General features: G+C 58.8%; 22 protein-coding genes, 1 tRNA gene and 4 pseudogenes. 16 read left to right on the forward strand and 11 right to left on the reverse strand.

What is annotated here, in order from left to right:
- Window positions 1-253: 253 nt before the first annotated feature.
- From M3436_11665 to M3436_11690, 6 genes and pseudogenes are all read left to right on the forward strand, one after another.
- Window positions 254-1,582: pseudogene (locus tag M3436_11665) on the forward strand (IS110 family transposase).
- A gap of 819 nt (window positions 1,583-2,401) precedes the next feature.
- Complete coding sequence (locus M3436_11670; protein ID MDQ3564763.1) at window positions 2,402-2,713, forward strand: DUF1840 domain-containing protein; 312 nt, start codon at window positions 2,402-2,404, stop codon at window positions 2,711-2,713.
- A gap of 123 nt (window positions 2,714-2,836) precedes the next feature.
- A complete protein-coding gene (locus tag M3436_11675) occupies window positions 2,837-3,448 on the forward strand; it encodes a nucleoside deaminase (GenBank protein MDQ3564764.1) in 612 nt (203 codons plus the stop codon).
- A gap of 54 nt (window positions 3,449-3,502) precedes the next feature.
- Complete coding sequence (locus tag M3436_11680; GenBank protein MDQ3564765.1) at window positions 3,503-3,751, forward strand: hypothetical protein; 249 nt, start codon at window positions 3,503-3,505, stop codon at window positions 3,749-3,751.
- Between the two features lie 265 nt (window positions 3,752-4,016).
- A complete protein-coding gene (locus M3436_11685) occupies window positions 4,017-4,457 on the forward strand; it encodes a transposase (protein ID MDQ3564766.1) in 441 nt (146 codons plus the stop codon).
- Between the two features lie 80 nt (window positions 4,458-4,537).
- Entirely contained in the window at window positions 4,538-4,969 is a 432-nt protein-coding gene (locus tag M3436_11690; protein MDQ3564767.1) for a hypothetical protein, read from the forward strand.
- A gap of 274 nt (window positions 4,970-5,243) precedes the next feature.
- On the opposite strand, the gene M3436_11695 is transcribed toward M3436_11690, so the two are convergent.
- On the reverse strand, window positions 5,244-5,624 hold the full coding sequence (locus M3436_11695) for a cupin domain-containing protein (GenBank protein ID MDQ3564768.1): 381 nt from the start codon (window positions 5,622-5,624) through the stop codon (window positions 5,244-5,246).
- A 106-nt stretch (window positions 5,625-5,730) separates the two neighbouring features.
- Between M3436_11695 and M3436_11700 the strand changes: the two genes are divergently transcribed.
- The 4 genes from M3436_11700 (at window position 5,731) to M3436_11715 (ending at window position 9,196) form a co-directional block, all read left to right on the forward strand.
- Window positions 5,731-5,922 (forward strand): type II toxin-antitoxin system VapB family antitoxin, encoded by a 192-nt coding sequence (locus M3436_11700; protein MDQ3564769.1) that lies wholly within the window; start codon window positions 5,731-5,733, stop codon window positions 5,920-5,922.
- Window positions 5,922-6,323 (forward strand): PIN domain nuclease, encoded by a 402-nt coding sequence (locus M3436_11705; GenBank protein MDQ3564770.1) that lies wholly within the window; start codon window positions 5,922-5,924, stop codon window positions 6,321-6,323. Before M3436_11700 ends, M3436_11705 begins: the two co-directional genes overlap by 1 nt.
- A 649-nt stretch (window positions 6,324-6,972) precedes the next feature.
- Entirely contained in the window at window positions 6,973-7,704 is a 732-nt protein-coding gene (locus M3436_11710) for a hypothetical protein (GenBank protein MDQ3564771.1), read from the forward strand.
- Window positions 7,705-8,602: 898 nt separating this feature from the next.
- Window positions 8,603-9,196, forward strand: coding sequence for a retroviral-like aspartic protease family protein (locus M3436_11715; protein MDQ3564772.1), 594 nt, complete (start codon window positions 8,603-8,605; stop codon window positions 9,194-9,196).
- Window positions 9,197-9,369: 173 nt separating this feature from the next.
- Here M3436_11715 and M3436_11720 read toward each other — a convergent pair.
- A pseudogene (locus tag M3436_11720) lies at window positions 9,370-9,682 on the reverse strand (AAA domain-containing protein).
- Between the two features lie 370 nt (window positions 9,683-10,052).
- Between M3436_11720 and M3436_11725 the strand changes: the two are divergent.
- Both M3436_11725 and M3436_11730 read left to right on the forward strand, forming a co-directional pair.
- A complete protein-coding gene (locus M3436_11725; GenBank protein MDQ3564773.1) occupies window positions 10,053-10,196 on the forward strand; it encodes a hypothetical protein in 144 nt (47 codons plus the stop codon).
- A gap of 22 nt (window positions 10,197-10,218) precedes the next feature.
- Entirely contained in the window at window positions 10,219-10,386 is a 168-nt protein-coding gene (locus tag M3436_11730) for a hypothetical protein (protein MDQ3564774.1), read from the forward strand.
- Window positions 10,387-10,504: 118 nt separating this feature from the next.
- On the opposite strand, the gene M3436_11735 is transcribed toward M3436_11730, so the two are convergent.
- A tRNA-Met gene (locus M3436_11735) sits at window positions 10,505-10,581 on the reverse strand.
- A 766-nt stretch (window positions 10,582-11,347) separates the two neighbouring features.
- Between M3436_11735 and M3436_11740 the strand changes: the two genes are divergently transcribed.
- The gene (locus M3436_11740) at window positions 11,348-11,947 is read left to right on the forward strand and encodes a rhomboid family intramembrane serine protease (protein MDQ3564775.1); all 600 of its coding nucleotides are present in this window, start codon (window positions 11,348-11,350) and stop codon (window positions 11,945-11,947) included.
- Here M3436_11740 and M3436_11745 read toward each other — a convergent pair.
- From M3436_11745 to M3436_11780, 8 genes and pseudogenes are all read right to left on the reverse strand, one after another.
- A complete protein-coding gene (locus M3436_11745; GenBank protein ID MDQ3564776.1) occupies window positions 11,944-12,426 on the reverse strand; it encodes a YajQ family cyclic di-GMP-binding protein in 483 nt (160 codons plus the stop codon). The genes M3436_11740 and M3436_11745 overlap by 4 nt on opposite strands.
- 81 nt (window positions 12,427-12,507) lie before the next feature.
- Window positions 12,508-13,227 carry a 3-oxoacyl-ACP reductase FabG gene (gene fabG / locus M3436_11750; GenBank protein ID MDQ3564777.1) on the reverse strand — a complete coding sequence of 240 codons (720 nt, stop codon included), beginning with the start codon at window positions 13,225-13,227 and terminating at the stop codon, window positions 12,508-12,510.
- Window positions 13,224-13,667, reverse strand: coding sequence for a hydroxymyristoyl-ACP dehydratase (locus M3436_11755; GenBank protein ID MDQ3564778.1), 444 nt, complete (start codon window positions 13,665-13,667; stop codon window positions 13,224-13,226). The genes fabG and M3436_11755 overlap by 4 nt, the downstream gene beginning before the upstream one ends.
- Window positions 13,655-14,458, reverse strand: coding sequence for a beta-ketoacyl synthase chain length factor (locus M3436_11760; protein ID MDQ3564779.1), 804 nt, complete (start codon window positions 14,456-14,458; stop codon window positions 13,655-13,657). Before M3436_11760 ends, M3436_11755 begins: the two co-directional genes overlap by 13 nt.
- A complete protein-coding gene (locus tag M3436_11765) occupies window positions 14,458-15,657 on the reverse strand; it encodes a beta-ketoacyl-[acyl-carrier-protein] synthase family protein (GenBank protein MDQ3564780.1) in 1,200 nt (399 codons plus the stop codon). Before M3436_11765 ends, M3436_11760 begins: the two co-directional genes overlap by 1 nt.
- 295 nt (window positions 15,658-15,952) lie before the next feature.
- On the reverse strand, window positions 15,953-16,837 hold the full coding sequence (locus tag M3436_11770; protein ID MDQ3564781.1) for a lipid A biosynthesis acyltransferase: 885 nt from the start codon (window positions 16,835-16,837) through the stop codon (window positions 15,953-15,955).
- The gene (locus tag M3436_11775; GenBank protein ID MDQ3564782.1) at window positions 16,834-17,148 is read right to left on the reverse strand and encodes a hypothetical protein; all 315 of its coding nucleotides are present in this window, start codon (window positions 17,146-17,148) and stop codon (window positions 16,834-16,836) included. Before M3436_11775 ends, M3436_11770 begins: the two co-directional genes overlap by 4 nt.
- A 216-nt stretch (window positions 17,149-17,364) precedes the next feature.
- Window positions 17,365-17,733: pseudogene (locus tag M3436_11780) on the reverse strand (tyrosine-type recombinase/integrase).
- 33 nt (window positions 17,734-17,766) lie between these two features.
- Between M3436_11780 and M3436_11785 the strand changes: the two are divergent.
- From M3436_11785 to M3436_11795, 3 genes and pseudogenes are all read left to right on the forward strand, one after another.
- A pseudogene (locus tag M3436_11785) lies at window positions 17,767-17,856 on the forward strand (transposase).
- A gap of 924 nt (window positions 17,857-18,780) precedes the next feature.
- Window positions 18,781-19,704 (forward strand): hypothetical protein, encoded by a 924-nt coding sequence (locus M3436_11790; protein ID MDQ3564783.1) that lies wholly within the window; start codon window positions 18,781-18,783, stop codon window positions 19,702-19,704.
- Between the two features lie 93 nt (window positions 19,705-19,797).
- Window positions 19,798-20,037 carry a hypothetical protein gene (locus M3436_11795; GenBank protein MDQ3564784.1) on the forward strand — a complete coding sequence of 80 codons (240 nt, stop codon included), beginning with the start codon at window positions 19,798-19,800 and terminating at the stop codon, window positions 20,035-20,037.
- Window positions 20,038-20,128 lie beyond the last annotated feature (91 nt).

Consider the following 20,128-nt stretch of genomic DNA (forward strand, 5'->3'; position numbering starts at 1 on the left):
TTAGCTGAATAACCGCCCGTGACGGAAGGCGTTTGGAAGAAACACGGTGGGCGGATTTGCGGTAAGGTGGGAAGACCGCGCCGCCGAAGACCGAAGCGTCAATGGTGTGATCGCATCCGTGGGTTAGCATGGTCCTGGGTAACGTCGGCGACATTGGTGAGTTCGGGCGACCGAACATCCCGTTTGAGAGAGTGAGTATTAACGACGTTCCCGAAGCGGCGCGGCCTTTCCACCTTTGATAATGGAGCAAGCCATGAGCGTGAGCAAGCGTGTATTCGAATTGACCCATCCCAACGCCGCGGGGATCGATGTGGGTGCGGCCAGTCATTTTGTAGCGGTCCCCCCGGATCGGGACGAGCAAGCGGTACGGGAGTATCCCAGCTTCACCGAAGACTTGAACCGCTTGGCCGAGTGGCTGAGGGCCTGTGAAGTGGACACCGTGGCGATGGAGTCGACGGGGGTGTTACTGGATCCCGCTGTTCGAGCTGTTGGAGTCACGTGGGTTCACGGTGTATTTGGTGAATGCTCGGCATGTGAAGAACGTCTCGGGGCGCAAATCGGACGTGCTCGACTGCCAGTGGCTGCAGCAATTGATGAGTTTCGGTCTGTTGAGTGGGGCCTTTCGTCCGAGGGGGAGATTTGCGCGTTGCGGAGCGTGGCCCGGCAGCGGGCGATGTTGCTGAGCTACCAGTCTCGGCATGTCCAGCACATGCAGAAAGCGCTGACACAGATGAATATTCAGTTGGCCCAGGTGATCTCCGATGTGGTGGGAGAGACGGGTCAGAGAATCATCCGGGCGTGCCTGGCAGGCGAACGCAACGGGCAGGTGTTGGCCAAGCTCAAGCACTTCCGCATTCGGGCCACTGAGGAGGAGATCGCCAAATCCTTGCAGGGTAACTGGCGGGAGGAACACCTCTTCGCGCTCAAGCAGGCGGTGGCGTTGTATGACGCCTATTCGGCCCAACTGGCCGAATGCGACCGGCAATTGGAATCCATGCTGGCGGCCTTGGCGCGCCATAGCAGAGAACCTGGCAAAGCCAAACGACGGGCGCGGGCGAAAAACGCACCACGGTTCGACATGCGGACCTATCTGTTTCAGTTGTGCGGTGTGGATTTGACCCAGATCAATGGGATCGACGTCACCACCGCCTTCAAGGTGTTGGCCGAAGTAGGCGCCGATCTGTCGCGCTTCAAAACCGCGAAGCACTTCGCCTCCTGGCTGGGGTTGTGTCCGGGAACGAAGATATCGGGCGGAAAAGTCTTGTCGGGTGCCTCTAAGCGGACCGCAAATCGGGCCGCGCAAGCCCTGAAGCTGGCGGCGGCATCCTTGCGTAGCAGCCGTTCGGCCTTGGGCGCCTATTACCGGCGCTTGGCTGCTCGCATGGACAAGCCCCACGCGGTCACCGCCTGCGCACATAAGTTGGCAAGACTGATCTATGCCTTGTTGACGAAAGGCGAAGCCTATGTCGATCAAGGGCAAGCCCACTATGAGGAACGATACCGTCAGCGGGTCCTCAGACATCTGACCAAAACGACCCAAAAGCTTGGCTTTCAATTGATTCCCAATCCCCAATCGGCTTAAAAAATAACGCTATGTACCAGGCTATTCAAATGTGTTTCTTGAGAGAGTTGCTTCGGCCTGGTTCGCGATCGGCCTGAAGGACGCTCGGTCCACTACAGCGCCCAGTGTCTAACGGTGTCGTACTGAGTCCCGCAAAACTCCCGCAAGGTGATCTAGTGCCCTATTTGTCCGATGATGCACACCTTCTCGTAATGCACTAAACCGTGTGGCCGTCCATTCGTTGCATACGAAGTTTTAGGAATGACAGGTCGACGGACCAGAGTAGTCGGCCGGCCCGATCACTGCGTCGCAACCGTGCTCCAAGGCAGAATTGGCTTCACTGACGATGATTCACCGTCAACACCGCGCAGTCGGTACCTCAGAACCGCGCTCTGGCTGTGAGTCAGCGTGGTCGCCAGCGCGCGGTGCATGCGCGCGCTTAAATCCGCCCTCCGTTGCTCGACTAAGCTCATCCCGTAGCGCCGTGCACATTCGCGAAAAAATGGATTATGCGCGCTGGGCGTACCGTACAATACCACTGGGCCGCAATCGCCCGCTGCTAAGGGCTAGGACCCGGCGGAGCAATGCCCGCTGCAAGCGCGCACATGCTTCAGAGCCGAGCAACGGGATGAGGCGCGTTTTCACCTGGGGCCGGCTACGATGAGGTGCCTCAGGTGCGCTTTAATCGGCTCTCCTCGTTGTTAACCGGTATTGCACCCCAGATAAATGGCGCACCGCGTCGACGTTGTCCTTCACGCTCGCGCCGATCCGATAGAATAATGGATACCCCTCGCATATGCTCGGTGTCGCTTGACCGCAGAATCGGATTCGGAGACACACATGTTGGTCACGTTTCGCAGTAAGGTTTCGGGGGAGATAACGATGTTTGGCGACGTCGCGGTAACGCTACTCAAACTCATGGGGCATAGCGGGACCGTCCCGGGCGCCCTGCTCGCGGATCAGATCCAATCGGCCTTAGCGCGCTTAAAAAAAGCCATCGAAACGCCCGACGCGAAGGGCCAAGCAGCCGATGGTGACGACGAGGAGACGAAGTCGCCACGGGTTAGCCTAGCCAACCGAGCCTACCCGCTAGTGGAAATGTTAACCGCCGCTGCAACGGAGCAGTGCGACGTAATGTGGGACAAGAACTAACGGTCCCGATCATTACGTCGTCTGACCAATCTATAACTCGCAACGCGACGTTTTGTACGAATATCGTGATCGAGACCCCCGAGCGAAGGCCTTTATCGAGCGAAGTGACAGGATCTCAATCCCATGACCTTGAGCGCTGAGCAGATCCTGAAAGCCGGGCAGCAACGCCTCGTTAAGATTCGAACGGAGGCGAACGACATGGATACCTGGAAGACACGGCTAACCGAATATCAACCGCGTGGGGACTGTGCGGATGATGTGTACGTGTGGTTCACGTGTATTTTGGCGCTTCAGGCCGTCATAGAAGGCAATTTCGGAGTTGGAAGCGTTATCGTTGATGAGGGCGGAACAATCGTAGCGCAAGGGCACAACGAGGTGTTCAGCCCCTACTATCGAAGCGATCGGCACGCCGAGATGGTTGCAATGGACGCGTTTGAAGATGCCTATCGAGCGTGTGGGGATCTCGGCCGCTTCCGATTATATACCTCGCTCGAGTCCTGCCCCATGTGTTTAATACGATTGAGCACTTCCCGTATCGGCAGGGTGCTACATGCGGCTCGGGACATCCCCGGGGGTATGGTCCATAGAATGAGCGACTTGCCACCCTTTTGGATCGAGTTGGCGCGCAGAAAGAGTTTCGAGCAGGCGGCATGCTCGCCAGAAATGATGGATGCCGCCAGCAAAATCTTTCGCCTTAATGTGGGTGCCTTGCAGGAAAAGCTTAAAGCGGCCTGAATTCTTGCGGACGACCGCCGATCGCCGATTTAGGAAACCTGTAAGGTAATGGTCATGCTCAGGGACCTCAAGGCGCGTGCTGGGATCGGATCCAAGCTCATCGCCAAGCCGGGCCTCCGGCGCTTCGTCCTCATCCCGCTCCTAATCAACGGCCTCCTGTTCGCGGTGGGGATCGCTTATGCTATCCACCTCTTCGGCTCCGTGATCCAGGTCTGGCTGCCGGAGTGGCTGCGCTGGCTGGACTGGCTGCTGTGGCCGTCTTTGGGGCCGTCTTCTTCGATTTTAGCTTGGTGGCGAACCTGATCGCCGCCCCCTTCAATGACCGTCTCGCCCAGACCGTGGAGACGCACCTGCGGGGCGAGTCCGTGCCCGCGTAGGCCGGCTGGCGCACGGCGCTGCGGGAACTCGTCGCCAGCCTCGGCGCGGAGCTGCGCCGCGTTGATCTATTTCGGATTTTGGTCGCTCCCCTTCCTCGTCCTGTCATGGCTCCCGGGCCTCGGCCTGCCCGCCGCCTCGGCTGGTTCGTTCTTGGGGCGTGGTTCATGGCGCTGCAATACGGGATTTCCCGATGGCGAACCACGAGCTCGACTTCACCGCGCAGCGGCGGCACCTAGGACACCGCCGTTGGCTCGCCCTGGGCTTTGGGCGCGGTCATGGCCACCTGGATTGGATGCTCTGTGCCGAGATGGACACCGTGCGCATGGACGAATTCCTGGGGCAAGTCAGCCGCGCCCATCCCGACGAATTCATTGTGATGATCGTCGATGGGGCGAGTTCGCATCGCGCCAAAGATCTGGGGATGCCTGAAAATATCCGCTTACTGCCCCTGCCGGCGTACGGACCCGAGCTCAATCCGCAGGAGCATGTATGGGATGAACTGCGGGAGAAGGAGTTTCCCAATCGGGTGTTCAACCACCTTGATGCGGTGATCGCACAGTTGCGTGTCGGGTTGCCGTGCTTGGCTGAGGATCATGATCGGGTGCGAAGCCAACGGCGTGGCCGTGGATAGTTAGCCTCAACTTGAACGCACATTAGAATAACACGGTTCAGACCTCGCGCGGATGCCCGTTCGAATGCGAATTCTGTGATGTGATCCAATACCTCGGGCGCAAGCAACGGCACAAACCGGTTGATCAGGTGCTCGGAGAGCTCGATGCGCTCTACCGGATTGGCCACCGCTTCGTGTTTCTCGCCGATGACAACTTCACGGCTCACCGCGGTCGGGCAAAAGAGCTATTAGCGGCGTTGCGGGATTGGAATTCTCGGCGTGACCGCGGGGAGATTGGCTTCACGACCCAGGTGTCCATCGATGCCGCGAAAGATGAGGAGCTTCTGGAGGGCACAATCGAAATCTACGGGCGATATATTTTCGTCGCACAGCCGTACCTCGAAGTCGCTTGGCGCCATGGCGGCCAGTGTTACAACAGCAAGATCGGCCATCAGTGTCACGGGCCGAAACCCGTTGGCGGCGTAAACTTCCGCGCCAAAGTAGGTGGGAAAATCGCAGGCCGGGTTTATTAGGTAAATCGCCTTTGCCATTCGTCTAGGCCCCTTGATTTAGAACGGGCAGTGAAGCACAATACGATTGTGACCCGCTGAATTGGCGTTTGGTTTAGTCTATCAATGACGGTGTTAGCGATGAACAAGAATGGACTCACCGGCCAAATAGATCAAAGGCCCCAAGGCTTGCTATCAAAGGGTTCGGCGGTCATCATGTTTGGAATCTGCTGTGTCGATAACCCGACGAACTTATCTGCTGTGCGTAATTAACCGCAGCGTGCGTTAAAGGCGGATATCATCTTCCGCACACCAAGGCGCTGACGATAGCGGCAAACACAAGATCGCCATCGCCGATGTTTTCGATCCACTGGGATTCCCCCGCGGGGATTAGTACAGCGTCATCTGCACCCACCTCGGCGATCTCGTGTCCGACGTGCGCCCGTCCGAGTCCGCGGAGAATGTAATAGACCTCGGCTTGAGCCAATCGGTGGACGTAGGTCTTGGCACCCGGGGCAGCCGTGCATATCGCGAGTGAAAACGGGAGACTCACCGGATCGTTTTTCGGATGGAGGAGTTCCCGTACCTGGCAACCGTCGTTGGCCTCTAATTCCGAACAATCGTGCAACCGCTTTACCAGCATTGATGGAATTTTCACCGGGTGCACTGAGTCCCGCATCCTAGGACTCCTGCACGTTGCAATTTACCTAATAAGAACCGCATATCATCCAATAATGCTCCGAAGTGTGTATAATTATTTGCTAGTATACACATGGAGATCACCAATGCGAACCAATATTGTTATTGACGAAAAATTAATCTCCGATGCGATAAAAGCAACTGGGGCACGGACTAAGCGAGAGGCCGTAGAGCTAGGTCTTAAGGCGCTGATTCAACTCAAAAAGCAAGAGGGCCTTAAGGGATTCCGCGGCAAGCTCAAGTGGCGAGATGATTTGGATCGCATGCGGATCGACTAATGATCCTCGTTGACTCCAGCGTGTGGGTCGACTATTTCAACGGCCGCGCTACCCGCGAAACCGACTACCTCGACACGCTTCTAGGGAAAGAGCCCGTAGCGATTGGCGATTTGATTCTCGCCGAGGTGCTGCAAGGCTTCCGAAGCGATGCTGATTTCGCGGCAGCGAAGGAGTTGATGGCATGCTTGACTCTCTATGATCTCCTTGGCGCTACGTTAGCCCTTAAAGTCGCGGCGAACTACCGCGCGCTTCGAAAACGAGGTGTCACCGTTCGGAAAACGGCCGATACGATAATCGCCACTTTTTGTATTGATCGTGGCATTCCACTTCTATATTCTGACCGGGATTTCGATCCCTTCGTTAAACACCTGGGACTAAAGCCAGCCCTTCATGGCCCATAACAAGCCAGCCGAAAAACCCGTTTATGAAACAGATCACCGATAATCTCACCTGGTCGGGTAGATCGGGGCGCACGCATCCTGCCCGCCCAGGGTCATGTTTCCCTGAAGCTCCGTAGTGCGCAAAAAATATTCGAACAGCTTACCGCAGACGCTACTACCGAGTGATCAAACCTAATATAGGGATCCCGTAGGGTCAAAAACTCCAACGGCTTGCAGCTTCTTAAATTATCGATGGATGCGGGCTTTCAGTTCAAGGCCTTTGTCCGGCGAGCTGGTGAGCCGTACAATCCCACTCCAGGCGAAGAGGATGGGGGGATTACTATGCAGTGGGCACGGATTCTTGCCTACATCACTGGGAAGGTGGATCAGGAGCTGCTGTTGCGGAATGAGTATCTCGCGGCCGAGAACCGGATCTTACGGGATTAAATCAAAGGTCGTCTTCAGCTGACCAACGGGAACGAGCGACGCTTGGCGAAATTGCACACCGGCTAGGGCGCAAAGCCGTTGAAGAGGTAGCCAATGCCGCGAAGCCAGACACTATTCTGGGCTGGTACCGTAGGTTGGTCGCCCAGAAATTCGATGGATCGAAGTCACGAAAGAGGTGGGACGCTCCCGAATTGAAGTTGAGGTAGAGCAACTGATTGTGCGCATGGCCCGGGAGAATAGGGGTTGGGGTTACGACCGCATGGTGGGTGCTCTGGCCAATCTAGGCTATGAAGGCTCGGACCAGACGGTTGGCAATGTGCTCGCGCGTTATGGGATCCTGCCTGCCCCGAAGCGGAAACACACCACGACGTGGGCGGAGTTCATCCGAGCGCACTTAGCGGTGCTCGTGGGCACCGACCTCTTCAGCGTCGAAGTGCCAACGCTCCGGGGCCTTGTGACCTTTTATGTCCTTTTCCTTCTGCACCTTGAGAGCCGGGGGGTAGAGATTACTGGGATCACGAAGCACCCCTACGAACGATGGATGAAGCAAATCGCACCAAACATAACGATGGAGAGGTGGGGATTCCTCAATCAGTGCCGGTATTTGATCCACGATCGCGACGCGAAATATACCGATTCCTTTCGAGTGATCATTGCCACGGGACACGTCAAGCCCATTACACTCCCCGCGCGGAGTCCGAATCTCAACGCATACGGCGAGCGGTGGATCAGATCAGTCAAGGAAGAGGTTCTCTCGAAGCTCATTCTTTTCGGCGAGGGGTCCTTACGCCGAGCGCTCAGGGAATACGTCACGCACTTCCACACCGAGCGCAATCACCAAGGCAAAGGTAACGTCTTGTTGTTTCCAAGGGCTGAGACCTCTCATACGAAGCCCATCCAGTGTCGCGAACGACTCGGGGGTCTATTGCACTATTGTTATCGAGAGGCAGCGTGAGTGGTAAGCGGACATGGCATGACGACCACAGCTATGTCCCCCCTGTTTAATTCTGATTCGAATTGATCGCCATAGAGACGGCCAAGACACGAGTTCCCGATGCTCTGAGGATCTGGATCGAGGCCCGCCAAAGGTACAACCTCACTCACGCACAGGTACAGATGGCACGCGATCTGGGTATGAACCCGAAGAAATTTGGCAGCCTGGCCCAACCATCGCCAAGAGCCATGGAAGCTGCCGCTGCCTCAATTCATCGAATCGCTGTATTTGGAACGGTTCCATAAGGCGCTACCCGACACGGTCATTAGTGTAGAAGAGCGAGCCCGTGAGATGGCCCGAAAGAAGGCCGAAAGGCGGGAGCGGAAACGGTTACGCTCTCCTTAGAAGGATCATCACGTGGCGTCCGCCACGGGCGCTACGGATGTATGTTTCGTTGCAACCTAGCTTTGTACGGTGGATCATCGGGTAATGGTTACTCGGCACGGTTGACCGCAAGAAAGATCATATCTGATGGATTTTTTGACTCTACGGGGTTTGTTACCCTAACTTATTGTTTATATTGGTGGCTATCGGTGGAGTCGAACCACCGACCTCAGCATTATGAGGACAGAGGCCGTTGAAACGGTACTTGTAAAATCAATAAGTTGCACGCGCCGGCCCGCGCTAAGATGACTGGAGATGGCAGGAAACGCCTGGAGATGACTGGTGTACGTCACGATCTGGTTACGCTAGTTTCGGTCGTTCATATACATGGTAAAATACGCGGGTGTTCCGGCAGTTACCGAAACGATTCTCCGCGATCCTGTTTTTGGTCACGGTGTCGATAGCGTCTCTATCGATATTATCAGCGTCGCCAGCGGGTGGCACCGAGACTACGCTCCGGGCGCAACTGGAAGCCTTGGCGGCTAGCTCCGGTGTCGTCATTTCTGGACTCGACCATATCTCCGCCGGCGCTGCGTACCGATCTGTGAAAGGGACCCTGGAAGAACGACTCAAGTCGCTGCTGGAGGACTACAACTATATGGCGGTCGAACCGTCATCCGGGCAGATCGAGAAGGTCATCATCACCAGCCTCAAACAGCCACCTGACAAGCGCTACATCAGCCCTTATGTAGCGAGCACGCGTGTGGGTGCTCATCACCAGGTACAGGCCTTCATCATCGGACCGAACAACCAGGGTCGCGATGTGGCTCTATTGGTCGATACGGGCGCCTCGACCGTTGTGCTACCGGCCTCCATGAGTACGCAACTCGGCTTCCAACCTGGAGATCTCGAAGACGGGGTTGCGCAGACGGCAAGCGACCGGGTAGCAGCCAAGCTCGGGGTCCTGACGTCAGTTCGCCTAGGAGAGATTTCGGTAAACGACGTCAAGGTTACTTTCATATCGGACGACCGTCTGGGCAGCACCATGCTCCTCGGGATGAGCTTTCTCGAAAGGTTCAATGTCACCATCGACGATGCGCACAATGCACTGATCTTATTGACTAAATAGGCAGAGGCAGCGGTGCTGTATCTACGCACAAATTCAACAAACTTGTTCGGATATCCGCCATTCTGGGAAGGCGTATCGGTCATCCCGGTAAACCCGCTTCTTCAATCCTAGCCTTCACCAAAGCCAGTCCTCCACGAAGCGCGGGTCCGCGGCGACAGCCAGTAGATGCGTGGCTATTGAGTGCTTGACGTAGTGGAAGTGACACTTGGCCTCAAGCAGCTTACCGCTTGCGCCAATTCTCGATAGCGACACAGTGCGTTGGCCAACTTCATCTGCCGCGGCGTACGGCACTCTGGTTCAAAGAGGAGTGGACTGGCAACCAGGATGGCGGCGCATCTGGCGCGTGACGTAGCAACGTTCAGACGATTGAGGCTGTACAGGAACTCCATGCCCCGCGGCATCTTCGGGCCGCGACGTGGCCATGGAGGAGATGACGACGGGCGCCTCCTGTCCCTGGAACTTGTCCACCGTCCCGACGCGGACGCCGGTGGACATTGGCCAGTGACATTTGACCGGCCTCGTCAACGAAGAGGACGTCCACGGTCTTGGCGAACTCCGGCCGCGCCCAGAGCCACGCAGTGCCACCAAGGACATTGGCTTCCCACGACTGCAAGGCGTGGAGCGCTTCCTCGTTGCTGCCCCAACACTTCAACAGACAACGCCTCGCCGGCGTCCTCGTCCTTCCTGTGGGCGAGCTTGACGCTGGCGCCGGTTTCTTTAGCAGCTTTGCGAACGGCGTCGAGAAGATTTCGGAAAGGCGCCGCGCAGGGACGACGAAAGCCAGCTTCCGTTCGGCATACTCTGTCGCGAGGATCTAGCCAACGTCGCCAGATCGTGCCCTCTTTGACGACGGAAGATGCTCTCGAACGAGCTTCGCAGTCGCGGGCGCACCGAGTTCGGTGAGGCGCTTAGCAGTAACGTTTGGATCGACGCAATGATCGCGCAGGACAGCCAGAATGCGATCGAGCACTGCTACCCGGTTGCCATCGGCCTCCTGTAGTAGGACGAGCCGATTCCGTCGAATGTCAACGAAGGTCGCGGACAACCATCTGTCGAAGAGTTGGTCCAGAGCCACGCCGGTGGCAGTCGTGCCGACCGGCCCCGCCGCCGCCGGCTTCGACGTCCTTATAGGGGCGCTCTTACCCGCCATGGGGGGAAGGACGATGGATCCCGGCATCAAGCGAAGTTAGGGACCGCCGGGAACCCTCTTCCGCCGCGCGGTTGCGGCAGCCCGCATTAGGACGGCATTAGCTATAGCAGCGCCAACTTACAGGAGCGCAGTTTGTTACTCTAACTTATTGTTTATATTGGTGGCTATGGGTGGACTCGAACCACCGACCTCAGCATTATGAGTGCCGCGCTCTAACCGGCTGAGCTACATAGCCAAATCGCTGCGTGTATGCCCGCGATGCGCCGCGTGTGCTACGGAAACGGCGGGAGATTTTCAGGACTTAGCGTGAGGATGTCAAGGAATCCTGCATGTAGACGCGCCGCATGAGATCGCAATCCGCCGGGATACAACAAGGGGCCTCACAAAAGTTCTTTCGAACCGCTAATGGCCCCGACCCATACATCGTCTCATAGTAATTAGGACGCCGATCGGCGATGACGTCATTCACAGGCATGATGCTTGATCGCGCGCCCCAAGGCAATTGCATCAAACACTGGGTGGCGGTTTCAAGGTAATGCCCCGCATCATCAAGAACGCACACCACCTGCGGTGAGAGCCGGAAGTAACTTCGCGCAAGCTCAAACGCATATGGGTTGATACCAACGGCCGTTACCCGATTCTGATCCGCGGCAAGCACGAACGGCGGCAGAGTTCGGCGTCAGGGTAAAAATTCCTGCAAGTTAATTGGCTTTTATCCTGAACTCGACCCCGAACTTACAAACTTAATCGGACCCAATCGTCGCACAGCAGGTCGGACTGAAGCTCTGCCCGTTGCGAAATCGTGTTGAATTTCCTATCCTTTGTTCTGGAGTTTGCGCGTCTGTCGTCATTTCGTAGAGCGTGCGATCAGGCATGGCGGCCCGCAGCCTTGTTGGGTCCGGGTCGTCGTCGTTGACCGTCGCACGATCGAGGAATAGGGCTTTCGTGGCGCGCTAGACTAGCGCCTCGAACACTTTAAGGAACCACCCGCTCGCCGTCGCATGAATTTATCCGTCGTCAAAACGCTCATCGGTCTCAATGTCATCGTCTACCTCATGCAAAACGCCGTAGGCAACACGATTGCGCTGAATTTTGCGCTCTGGCCGCTTCAGCCGATCGGTGGTCAATCGCTGTTCCAGCCGTGGCAACTCATCACCCAAGCGTTTCTCCACGGCAGCGTGCCGCATCTCGCGTTTAATATGTTGGGGCTTTGGATATTCGGTCATGAAATCGAACAAACCCAAGGACCGCGCCGCTTTCTCACACTGTACTTTTCATCCGTGATCGCGGCCGCAATCGCGCAGTTGTTCGTTCCCGGTTGGCTAGGCTTATCACCCGCTCCGACGGTTGGCGCCTCAGGCGGGGTGTTCGGTCTATTGCTTGCCTTCGCGGTGTTCTTCCCGAAACGCAAAGTAGTGCCGCTGATTCCGCCGATCCCAATGCCCGCATGGCTGTTCGCCACGAGCTATGCGGCGATCGAGTTGTATTTGGGAGTCACCGGCACTCAAGCCGGCGTCGCGCATTTCGCGCACCTGGGCGGCATGGTCGGCGGCGGTATCGTCTTGTACCGGTGGTATCAGCCAGGCGGGCGACGACGCTAGTCGCGAAAATTATTGAACTGCAAGGGCAGGTCGAGTTTCGCCTTGCGCAGAAACGCGATTGCTTCTTGTAAATGGTCGCGTTGCTTGCCCGTAACGCGCACCTTCTCGCCTTGGATCTGAGCTTGGACCTTGAGCTTGGCCTCTTTGAGAAGCTTGGCCACCTTCTTCCCCGCCTCGGTATCGATGCCGTGGCGGAGGATCACCACCTGCTTCGCCGCGGCAATGTTTACTTCCGGATCCTTGACTTCGAGGCAGGCAATGTCGATGCCGCGCTTGGTGATTTTCAGTTTCAAAATTTCGAGCATTTGCTTGAGCTGAAATTCCGACTCCGCGGTTAGGGTCACCGTCCTGTCGTCCAGCGCATAGTTTGCCTTCGTGCCTTTGAAGTCGAAGCGCAGCCAAAGCTCGCGGCTCGCTTGATCCACGGCATTGGTGAGTTCGTGACCATCGATTTCGGACACCACGTCGAAAGAAGGCATATCAGATCTCCGTTAGGGAATAGGTCAAGTCTCGAAATATAATAACCTGATACTTCAAGACGGGACCCCCATCCAAGGCTGTTATCCGATACCGCCGTTAATGCCGATCACCTGGCCGGAAATATAGCTTGCGTGCTCCGAAGCCAGAAACGCGATCAAGTGGGCCACCTCTTGGGGTGTGCCGGCGCGTTTCATCGGCACTAAGGCTTCGATCTGCGCGGGTTTGAAGGCACGTTCGATCATCGGCGAGGCGATGATCCCGGGCGCGACGACATTGACGGTCACCCCGCGCGATGCCAGTTCCAGGGCCAGGGATCGAGAGGCTCCGTGCAAACCCGCCTTCGCCGCCGCGTAATTGGCCTGCCCGCGGTTCCCGAGGACTCCGGCCAGCGACGAGATGGAAATGATGCGCCCCCAACGCGTCCCGATCATGGGCAGCAAGAGGGGTTGGGTCACGTTGAAGAAACCATGCAGGGAAACGGCGATGACGTCCTGCCATTGTTCCGGGCGCATGCCGGCCATCGGGGCATCGTCATGCACGCCGGCGTTGTTCACCAGTATCTGCACCGGTCCGTTCTCCAGGATTGCCTCGAGCGCGCGCTTGGCGGCCGCGCCATCGGTCACATCGAAGTGCGTCACACTGGCCGAGCCGCCCGCCCGCAGGATCTCTTCCACGATGTTTCTCGCCGTCTCCGGGTGGTGGTGGGTGTGGACGACGACACGCAGCCCTTGGCGCGCCAACTCCAGGCAAATCGCCGCGCCGATCGCACCGCTCCCGCCCGTCACCAAGGCGCGTTTCATGAACCCTCCCCGGTGTGCTTCAGGAACACGGAGGCGCGTCCGTTCAAAAGGATCTTGCCACCCGCCGTGACCTGGAACCGGTACAAATAGGCGGAGGTATCGCCGATGATCCGGAAAACCTCGATGCGGAGCGGGTCCCGCACCGCGTCCAGACGCTGGACCAGAAGCCGCAGGTCTTGTACCCCTCCGAGATATCCGGCCGCGGGTTTTGCCTTGCGGCTCGTCAGGGCGCAATGCAGGGCCATGGCTTGGGCTGCGTATTCCAGTCCGCAAATAGCGGGCAGTTGCTGTGCCTGGCGGAGGGGGTTCGAGGGATCGTGATGGGAGATCGCCGAACAGCTCATCCCCTGCGCATCCCACGCCTCGATTGCGTGCAATAGGCACATACTACCGGCGTGAGGCAGAAGATGCCTGAGCTCGGCCTGGCTCATGGCGGGCATGGGCCCACCTCGATTGACAGGCATTGCTCCTCGAAATAATCCAGGCGCACACCGGTGCTCCGCCGCCGGGCGATGGCGGTGAGGAGCGGCAGGGCCCGGGCCGCGGGATTTCCGCCCCGCAGCGCCTCGATCCCCGGGTCGCCCAGCGTGCCGGGCGCACCGCCGGGCACGTCCTCTAGATGGAGCTTCAAGCGCGCCAGGTTCCGGCGCGAAGGGCGATCGCCTAGCACCAGGGCTACGGCGAATCCCGCCGTCAAGGGACGCGCCGGAAACAGCGGCGGCGGCGGGGGTAAGTCGTAGGCCACGAGCAGTACCGGCGCCTGTTCAAGCTCCGCATAGGCTGCCGCCTCCAGCAAACCGCTCGCAAACGAGCTGTCGTAACAGGATAAAGAGGTGGATGAGCGCTGGGCCCCGGTCGCGATGCCCCAGTAACCGGCCGCGGCGTTGTGAACGGAATGGTGAAAGAGCGTCGGCGAGAGGGCCCGCTCAGGACTGGCGAGGCTGCGGCAGATCTGGTCTAGGACCCCGGTTTCGCCCCCGGAGGAAGCGAATACCGTCGCCAAGGCGCGCGGATCTTGATCCGCGTGACGTATTGCCTCCTCCGCCACATGCATGGCCCAACGCACGACAGCGCTGCTCCGCCGCCGCTCATTGGGAGGGAGGATGGCCGCGGAGGGCTCCCCGGTTTCGCCCCCCGGCCAAGGCGCCTCGCCCGCCAGCACCGCGCGGCTCGCCGGCCAGCCGGCGAAGCCCGGCCCCAAGATCCCGATCCCGTCCACATAGACTTCCATTAGAGGCCGCCGAAAATGAGGCTGCAATTATTTCCGCCGAACCCGAAAATGTTACTCAAAACGCGTCCGAGCGGACGCTCTTGATTCTCGATCAGCACCCGGCTCGCGAGCGCGGGATCGGGCCGTGTCGTGTTGAGGGTCGCCGGTATGAATCCATGCGTGAGGCAGAGCAGTGCGATCACCGCTTCGGTGATCCCGGCCGCGCCCAGCGTGTGTCCCGTCCATCCCTTAGTGGAGCTACAGGGTGTGGTTGTGCCGAAGACTGAGTTTATCGCCAGGTCCTCGACACGGTCGTTGGTCGGGGTAGCCGTACCGTGCAGATTGATATAGTCGATGGCCTCGGGCTTGATCCCGGCCCGCGCCAGCGCGCCGCGCATCGCCAGGATGGCGCCGAGACCCTCGGGATGCGGGTGGGACATATGATAGCCGTCGCAACTTTCACCATAGCCGTAGAGTGCGACGGCGCCCGAGTCTGTGGTCCGCTCAATTCTTTCCAACAGCGCGAATCCCGCCGCTTCGCCGAGCGACAGCCCATCGCGTGCCTCGTCCCAGGGGCGGCAAGGCCCGGCCGAGCTCAGGTCCAGCGCGGAGAAGCCGTACAAGGTCGTAAGACAGAGACTATCCACCCCGCCAACGATAGCCGCATCGCAGAGCCCGCTCGCCAGGAAGCGAGCCGCGCTGGCGAAGACCTTGGCGCTGGAGGAACAGGCGGTCGAGATCACGGCCGCGGGACCCCGGAGTCCAAGATAGCTGCGCACGAAGTGGGCGAGAGAGAAGGTGTTGTGGCTGTAGCGATAGCGGGTCAGGAAGGACGCCGGCAAAACGCCCGAATCCTGATCCCGATCACGGTAGGCGTGCTCGGTCTCATTGATCCCCGAGGTACTGGTCCCGAGGATGACCGCGATCCGCCCGGCCCCATAGCGGCGCGCGACCGCGCGCGCGGCCTCCTCGAAACCGTCCTGCCGCAGGCCGAGCAGGGCCAAGCGGTTGTTACGGCAATCGAACGGCATAAGGTCCGCCCCCGTGATCGGAAGATCCTCCAATCCCTCGACGCGGCCGATGTAAGTGTTCAATCCGGCATCCTCGAAGTCGCAAGGCCTCAAGCCCGAGCGCCCGGCGCGCAAGGCCGCAAACGTGGAATCCAGGCCGTGCCCGAGCGCCGTGACCACGGTGTAGCGGCTGATCCAGAGCGGCGCCATGAGCTTACTGGGCGCTGCTACCATGATCGGCGAGCTGTTCAAGAATCCACACCGAAGGTTCAGTTCCGGCGGGGTTGGCCGTCTCTGCTGCTAGTAGCGAGCAAGCGCGAAGCAACGCCGGGATCAGCCGCGGCCGAGCCATAGGATTTCTCAGAGTTTGTGAAAAAACCGTCGCGAGCGAAGGGAGGTCGCGTTCCGCCGGAGCGCAGGAACCGGAGTGTATATTGAAATACATGAGGATTCCGAGTACCGCCGGAACGCGAGATCCCGAGCGTAGTAGGTTTTTTCACAAACTCTAACCCCAAAAGTCATAAAAGTTGAACCAGTTATCCGGCGCCAAGCGGCAATAATGTTCCAAGCGATCGACGTAGCGCTGGGTCCAGCGCTGGAGATCCCGATCGCGTTGCCCCCGATCGATATTCACTTCCTCCGCGAACCACTCGAAGTGGATTTCGTAACGGTTACCACCCCGGTATAAACCGAAGAACAGCAGGACCGGAACCCCGAGCACGTGCGCCAGCCGCATGGTCCCGGCGGGGAAACGCGCGGGCTGGCCTAAGAATACACAAGGCACGATACGCGCGTCCGGGAACGAGCGGTCACCGAGTATCCCTATAATCCCGCCGCGATCCACGCATTCCTTGACCTTCAGCATCGTGTCCGGGGCGCCGGCGGTGATCACCGTTTCCGCAACCGCTGGGTTCAGATCTCTCATGATATCCCGGATCATCGGGGCGTTCTCCTCGTGCATGAGGATCCGGACCTCGAATCCGCCCGCAAATCCGGTGGCGCGCACGATCTCGAAGCTGCCCAGGTGAGCGCCGAGTAGCAGGCAGCCCTGGCCGCGCGCCAAACATTCGGTGAAGATCTCGGCGCCCCGCAGGTCGATGTCGAAGAGATCGTACTGTCCGCGGAGAAGGTACACCCGGTCTAGGACCGTGGAAGCGAAGCAATAATAGTGGCGGAAGAGATCGCGCCAACCGATGCGGCGCGCCAGCATCCTGGATAAAAAACCCCGGATCGAGGCGCGCGCCTGGGGCGAGAACAGAAGATAATACCCGCAAATGGGGTACAGCAAAGCGCGCGCGGCCGCGCGCCCAAAACGCAGCGCTACCCATACGATCCACCCGCAGGCCAGGCGGTTGCTCCGTTCGCGCTGCCCTAACCAGTCCAGGCTCACGGGCCATCCTCGCCCACGGAGCTGCCTACCTCCATAACGCCGGCCGCTACGCGCCGGACACCGGCCATGCAGGTGAACGCTACCCGGCCCTTCTCCGCCGGTTCGATGCGGATGCAAAGCGGCTCGCCCGGGCGGAGCGGAGAGAGAAACTTAACCCTGGGTATGCCCACGATAGAGTTGGGTGATCCTGCCTGGATTGCGCTAATGACCTCACCCAAGATTAGCACGCCGGGGACCACCGGGTGACCGGGGAAGTGCCCAGGGAGCGCGGGATGTCCGGGATCGATGATAACGACCCGTTCAAGCACCATGGGAAAACCGCGCGCGGCACGCCTGCACCAGTCCCAGCAGAGACTCGCGAGTCAACTTGCCGGTTTCGTTGCGCGCGAGGGATGCTCCAGGCGGAGAGAATGATGATCGACATTTTGTCAAGTAATTGCCCCCAGAACCCGGCGGATTCTGATCCCGTTGACAGGACCGCAACTGGCATACCGGCATTATTGTTATTAAGCTGACCGATAGGGCTTTTAGGAGGTCATATCGAGCGGGCTCATCACGCCCCGGCCGCCGCGGTTGAGCACGTGAGTATAGATCATGGTGGTGCTCACGTCCTTATGTCCAAGCAACTCCTGCACGGTGCGGATTTCGTATCCCGATTGCAGCAGATGCGTCGCGAAGGAATGACGCAAGGTATGTGGCGTCACCGGCTTCGGAATCACCGCCGCCAGCGCTGCGTTCTTCACGGCCCGCTGCAGTGCCTTCTCGTCCACATGGTGCCGGCGACGCCTCCCGGAGCGCGGATCGGTAGAAATCGAGCGCGCTGGAAACACATATTGCCAGGCCCATTCGCGCGCCGCGTTTGGATACTTTCGTGCCAGCGTATCGGGGAGATAAACCTCGCCGAGGCCCGCTGACAGATCCTCGCGGGCGAGGAGCTCATCCGCCGCTTCCTGCTTCATGTCTTGCCCAAGGGCTTCATGCGGATCCGCCACTTCGGCTTTCTCTCCAACCGCTGCCGCACCCAGCGCATCGAGGAGATCCGGGCGGCGATCGGTCTCGGGCAACGGGAGCCTGAGCCAACCGCCGATGCCGAGCGCCCCGTTCCCTTCGACGGCTACCCCTATCCGCTGTGCCGGAAGGGTCGCCTGCGGATCACCGCTCACCTGGCGCCGAAACGCGACAAGGGAGGCTGACGACTGACACCACCGCCCAACCGGAACCCCACAGGCCTATCTTTCGACAGGCTCCCTGGGGTCTGGGGCTGCGCTCGCCTTGACCACAGAAAAGCCAAGGATCCTCAGGAAACCACCCCCACCAACGGGCCAAAACATGGCTGCCTACCCTGCTCAGACGACTAATTCACGTGTCCTATCCCTCTGTAACTTTCACAAGCTCTCCATTCAGGAATACAATCCCCTTTATTTAAAGTGCCCTGCTCCAGATTGACAGTCCCGCTGTCGTCGCGGCTTAGTCCAACAGACATTTATCCGTCATGCTGGACAGCGCACAACGGATAAATGCTTATTTGTTGGGCAGCCGAGACAGCAACGGCAGACAGGAAGAAGACAATGTCCCAGCAAGAGGCCCGGCAAATGCCTCGTGTTCGAATTGTGCTCGCCATCGTAACGCTCATTGGATCCGTCGCTGTGGCGCCAATACAAGTTCCAACCCTGGAAGAGCGAGCCCCGCTCGGACCTGATTGTCGCTGGCAGGGTTGTTACGGAAGACACGAACGCACCTGTCCCGCAGGCGCAGATATCGGTTGCCGGTCGGACGGAGTCCTACGTCACCGAAGACAATGGGAACTTCAGCATCCGACTGGATCCCGGCCTCGGCGCCGATGCAACGGTGAGAATCCGAGTGCAGAAACGAGGGTTCGAACCCGTGGACCGGACCATATCGTCCCCCGCGACAGATGTCATCATCCAGATGAGGTCGGTCCCATGATGGTGCGTATAGTCGTCCTAGCGATCGCTATTGCTCTGCCCCTTGAGAGGGCGACTGCCAGTGAGTCGCTGACGCTCAAGGGCATAGTCACTGATGCCAACACCAAGGAACCTGTCGCCGGTGCTCTGGTCGGAGCAGCAGGTGGCGTCGCGCGTTTCGATGCCGTGGCTGACTCGAGTGGCTTCTTCGCACTGCCTCTAGCCCAAGGTGTAGCCCCAGGAACCCTAGTGCGTCTCCGCGGCGACAAGGCAGGCTATAGAACCTACGACCAGCAGGTCGCGGTATCTTCAGAAGCTGTGCTGCAGGTGTCGCTAAGCCGAGTGGAAGGAGAGACCGGGCCATCGATCGAGAAGGTCCTCTTCCTCGACCATGGCGATCCCCGCACTCTTGAGATCGAACTACACCTCAGCAACCCGGGTGGCGAAGCCGTTTGGTTTGACCACTTGAGCTTCAATGGCGAGGTTGCGCTCAACGTCGCAGGGTTTAGCGGCATGATAAGTCGGGTCGACTACGAGGTCGACCTCAAGTCAGAACTCGAAGGCGGGATCCGCGGCCAAGCCAGGGAAAGTGGAACTGGTGGCACGCCCTATCCAGTGAAGGGATACTTCCGTGCTTTGACCGATACCAAGAGCCGAGGCGAGCGCTCATGGGCCGTTGGTTTCACCACACCGTTTCCCGTCAAGCTCGATGCTAAGGACAAGCTCGTGACGCGCTTCCGTCTAACACTGAAGGCCGGCGGAATCATCAGAAGAGAACAAGAAGGAAGTTCGCCGGCGATGACAACGATGGGAATCAAACGTAAGGAGTTTGCGCTGAGCCTAGTTACCGATAAGGGTCGCACAGTGACGTGGAAGATCGATGACGATCGCGTACTACGTTGGGTCTCGGTCGAACTCGAGAAGCATGGCGAGCCGAAGTAGGCCTCTGTCCCCCTGCCCAACACGCGGCTCAAGCGGACCGCTGGGGAAACGCGGCCGCTTAGCCGCACGACGTTGGGCCTAAAACAGACCGATATGCCGCGAACAGATGAATTGGCATACCTGGAGACAGAGGACTCGTGTGCGTACTGCGGCCACAAGGATCTTCGTTCGTTGACGATCCATCATCTGGAGTCGACGACCCCGAAGAACGAGGACTATGACAACAAGATGGTGCTGTGTCACAACTGCCATCAATGTCACCACGAGGACAAGGGTCCTTCGGCAGAAGATCTCCGCGAAGTCACCCTACCACCTGCAGAGCAGGTGGCTTGAGGTAAGCCCCTAAAAGGGGCTATTGGTTAAACAGATCTTCTTGGCGATCGAGATCGTCCTGATTCTTTACGTAAGCACGGATCATCTGTTC

It is taken from the genome of Pseudomonadota bacterium, assembly GCA_030859565.1.
Lineage (GTDB): Bacteria > Pseudomonadota > Gammaproteobacteria > JACCXJ01 > JACCXJ01 > USCg-Taylor.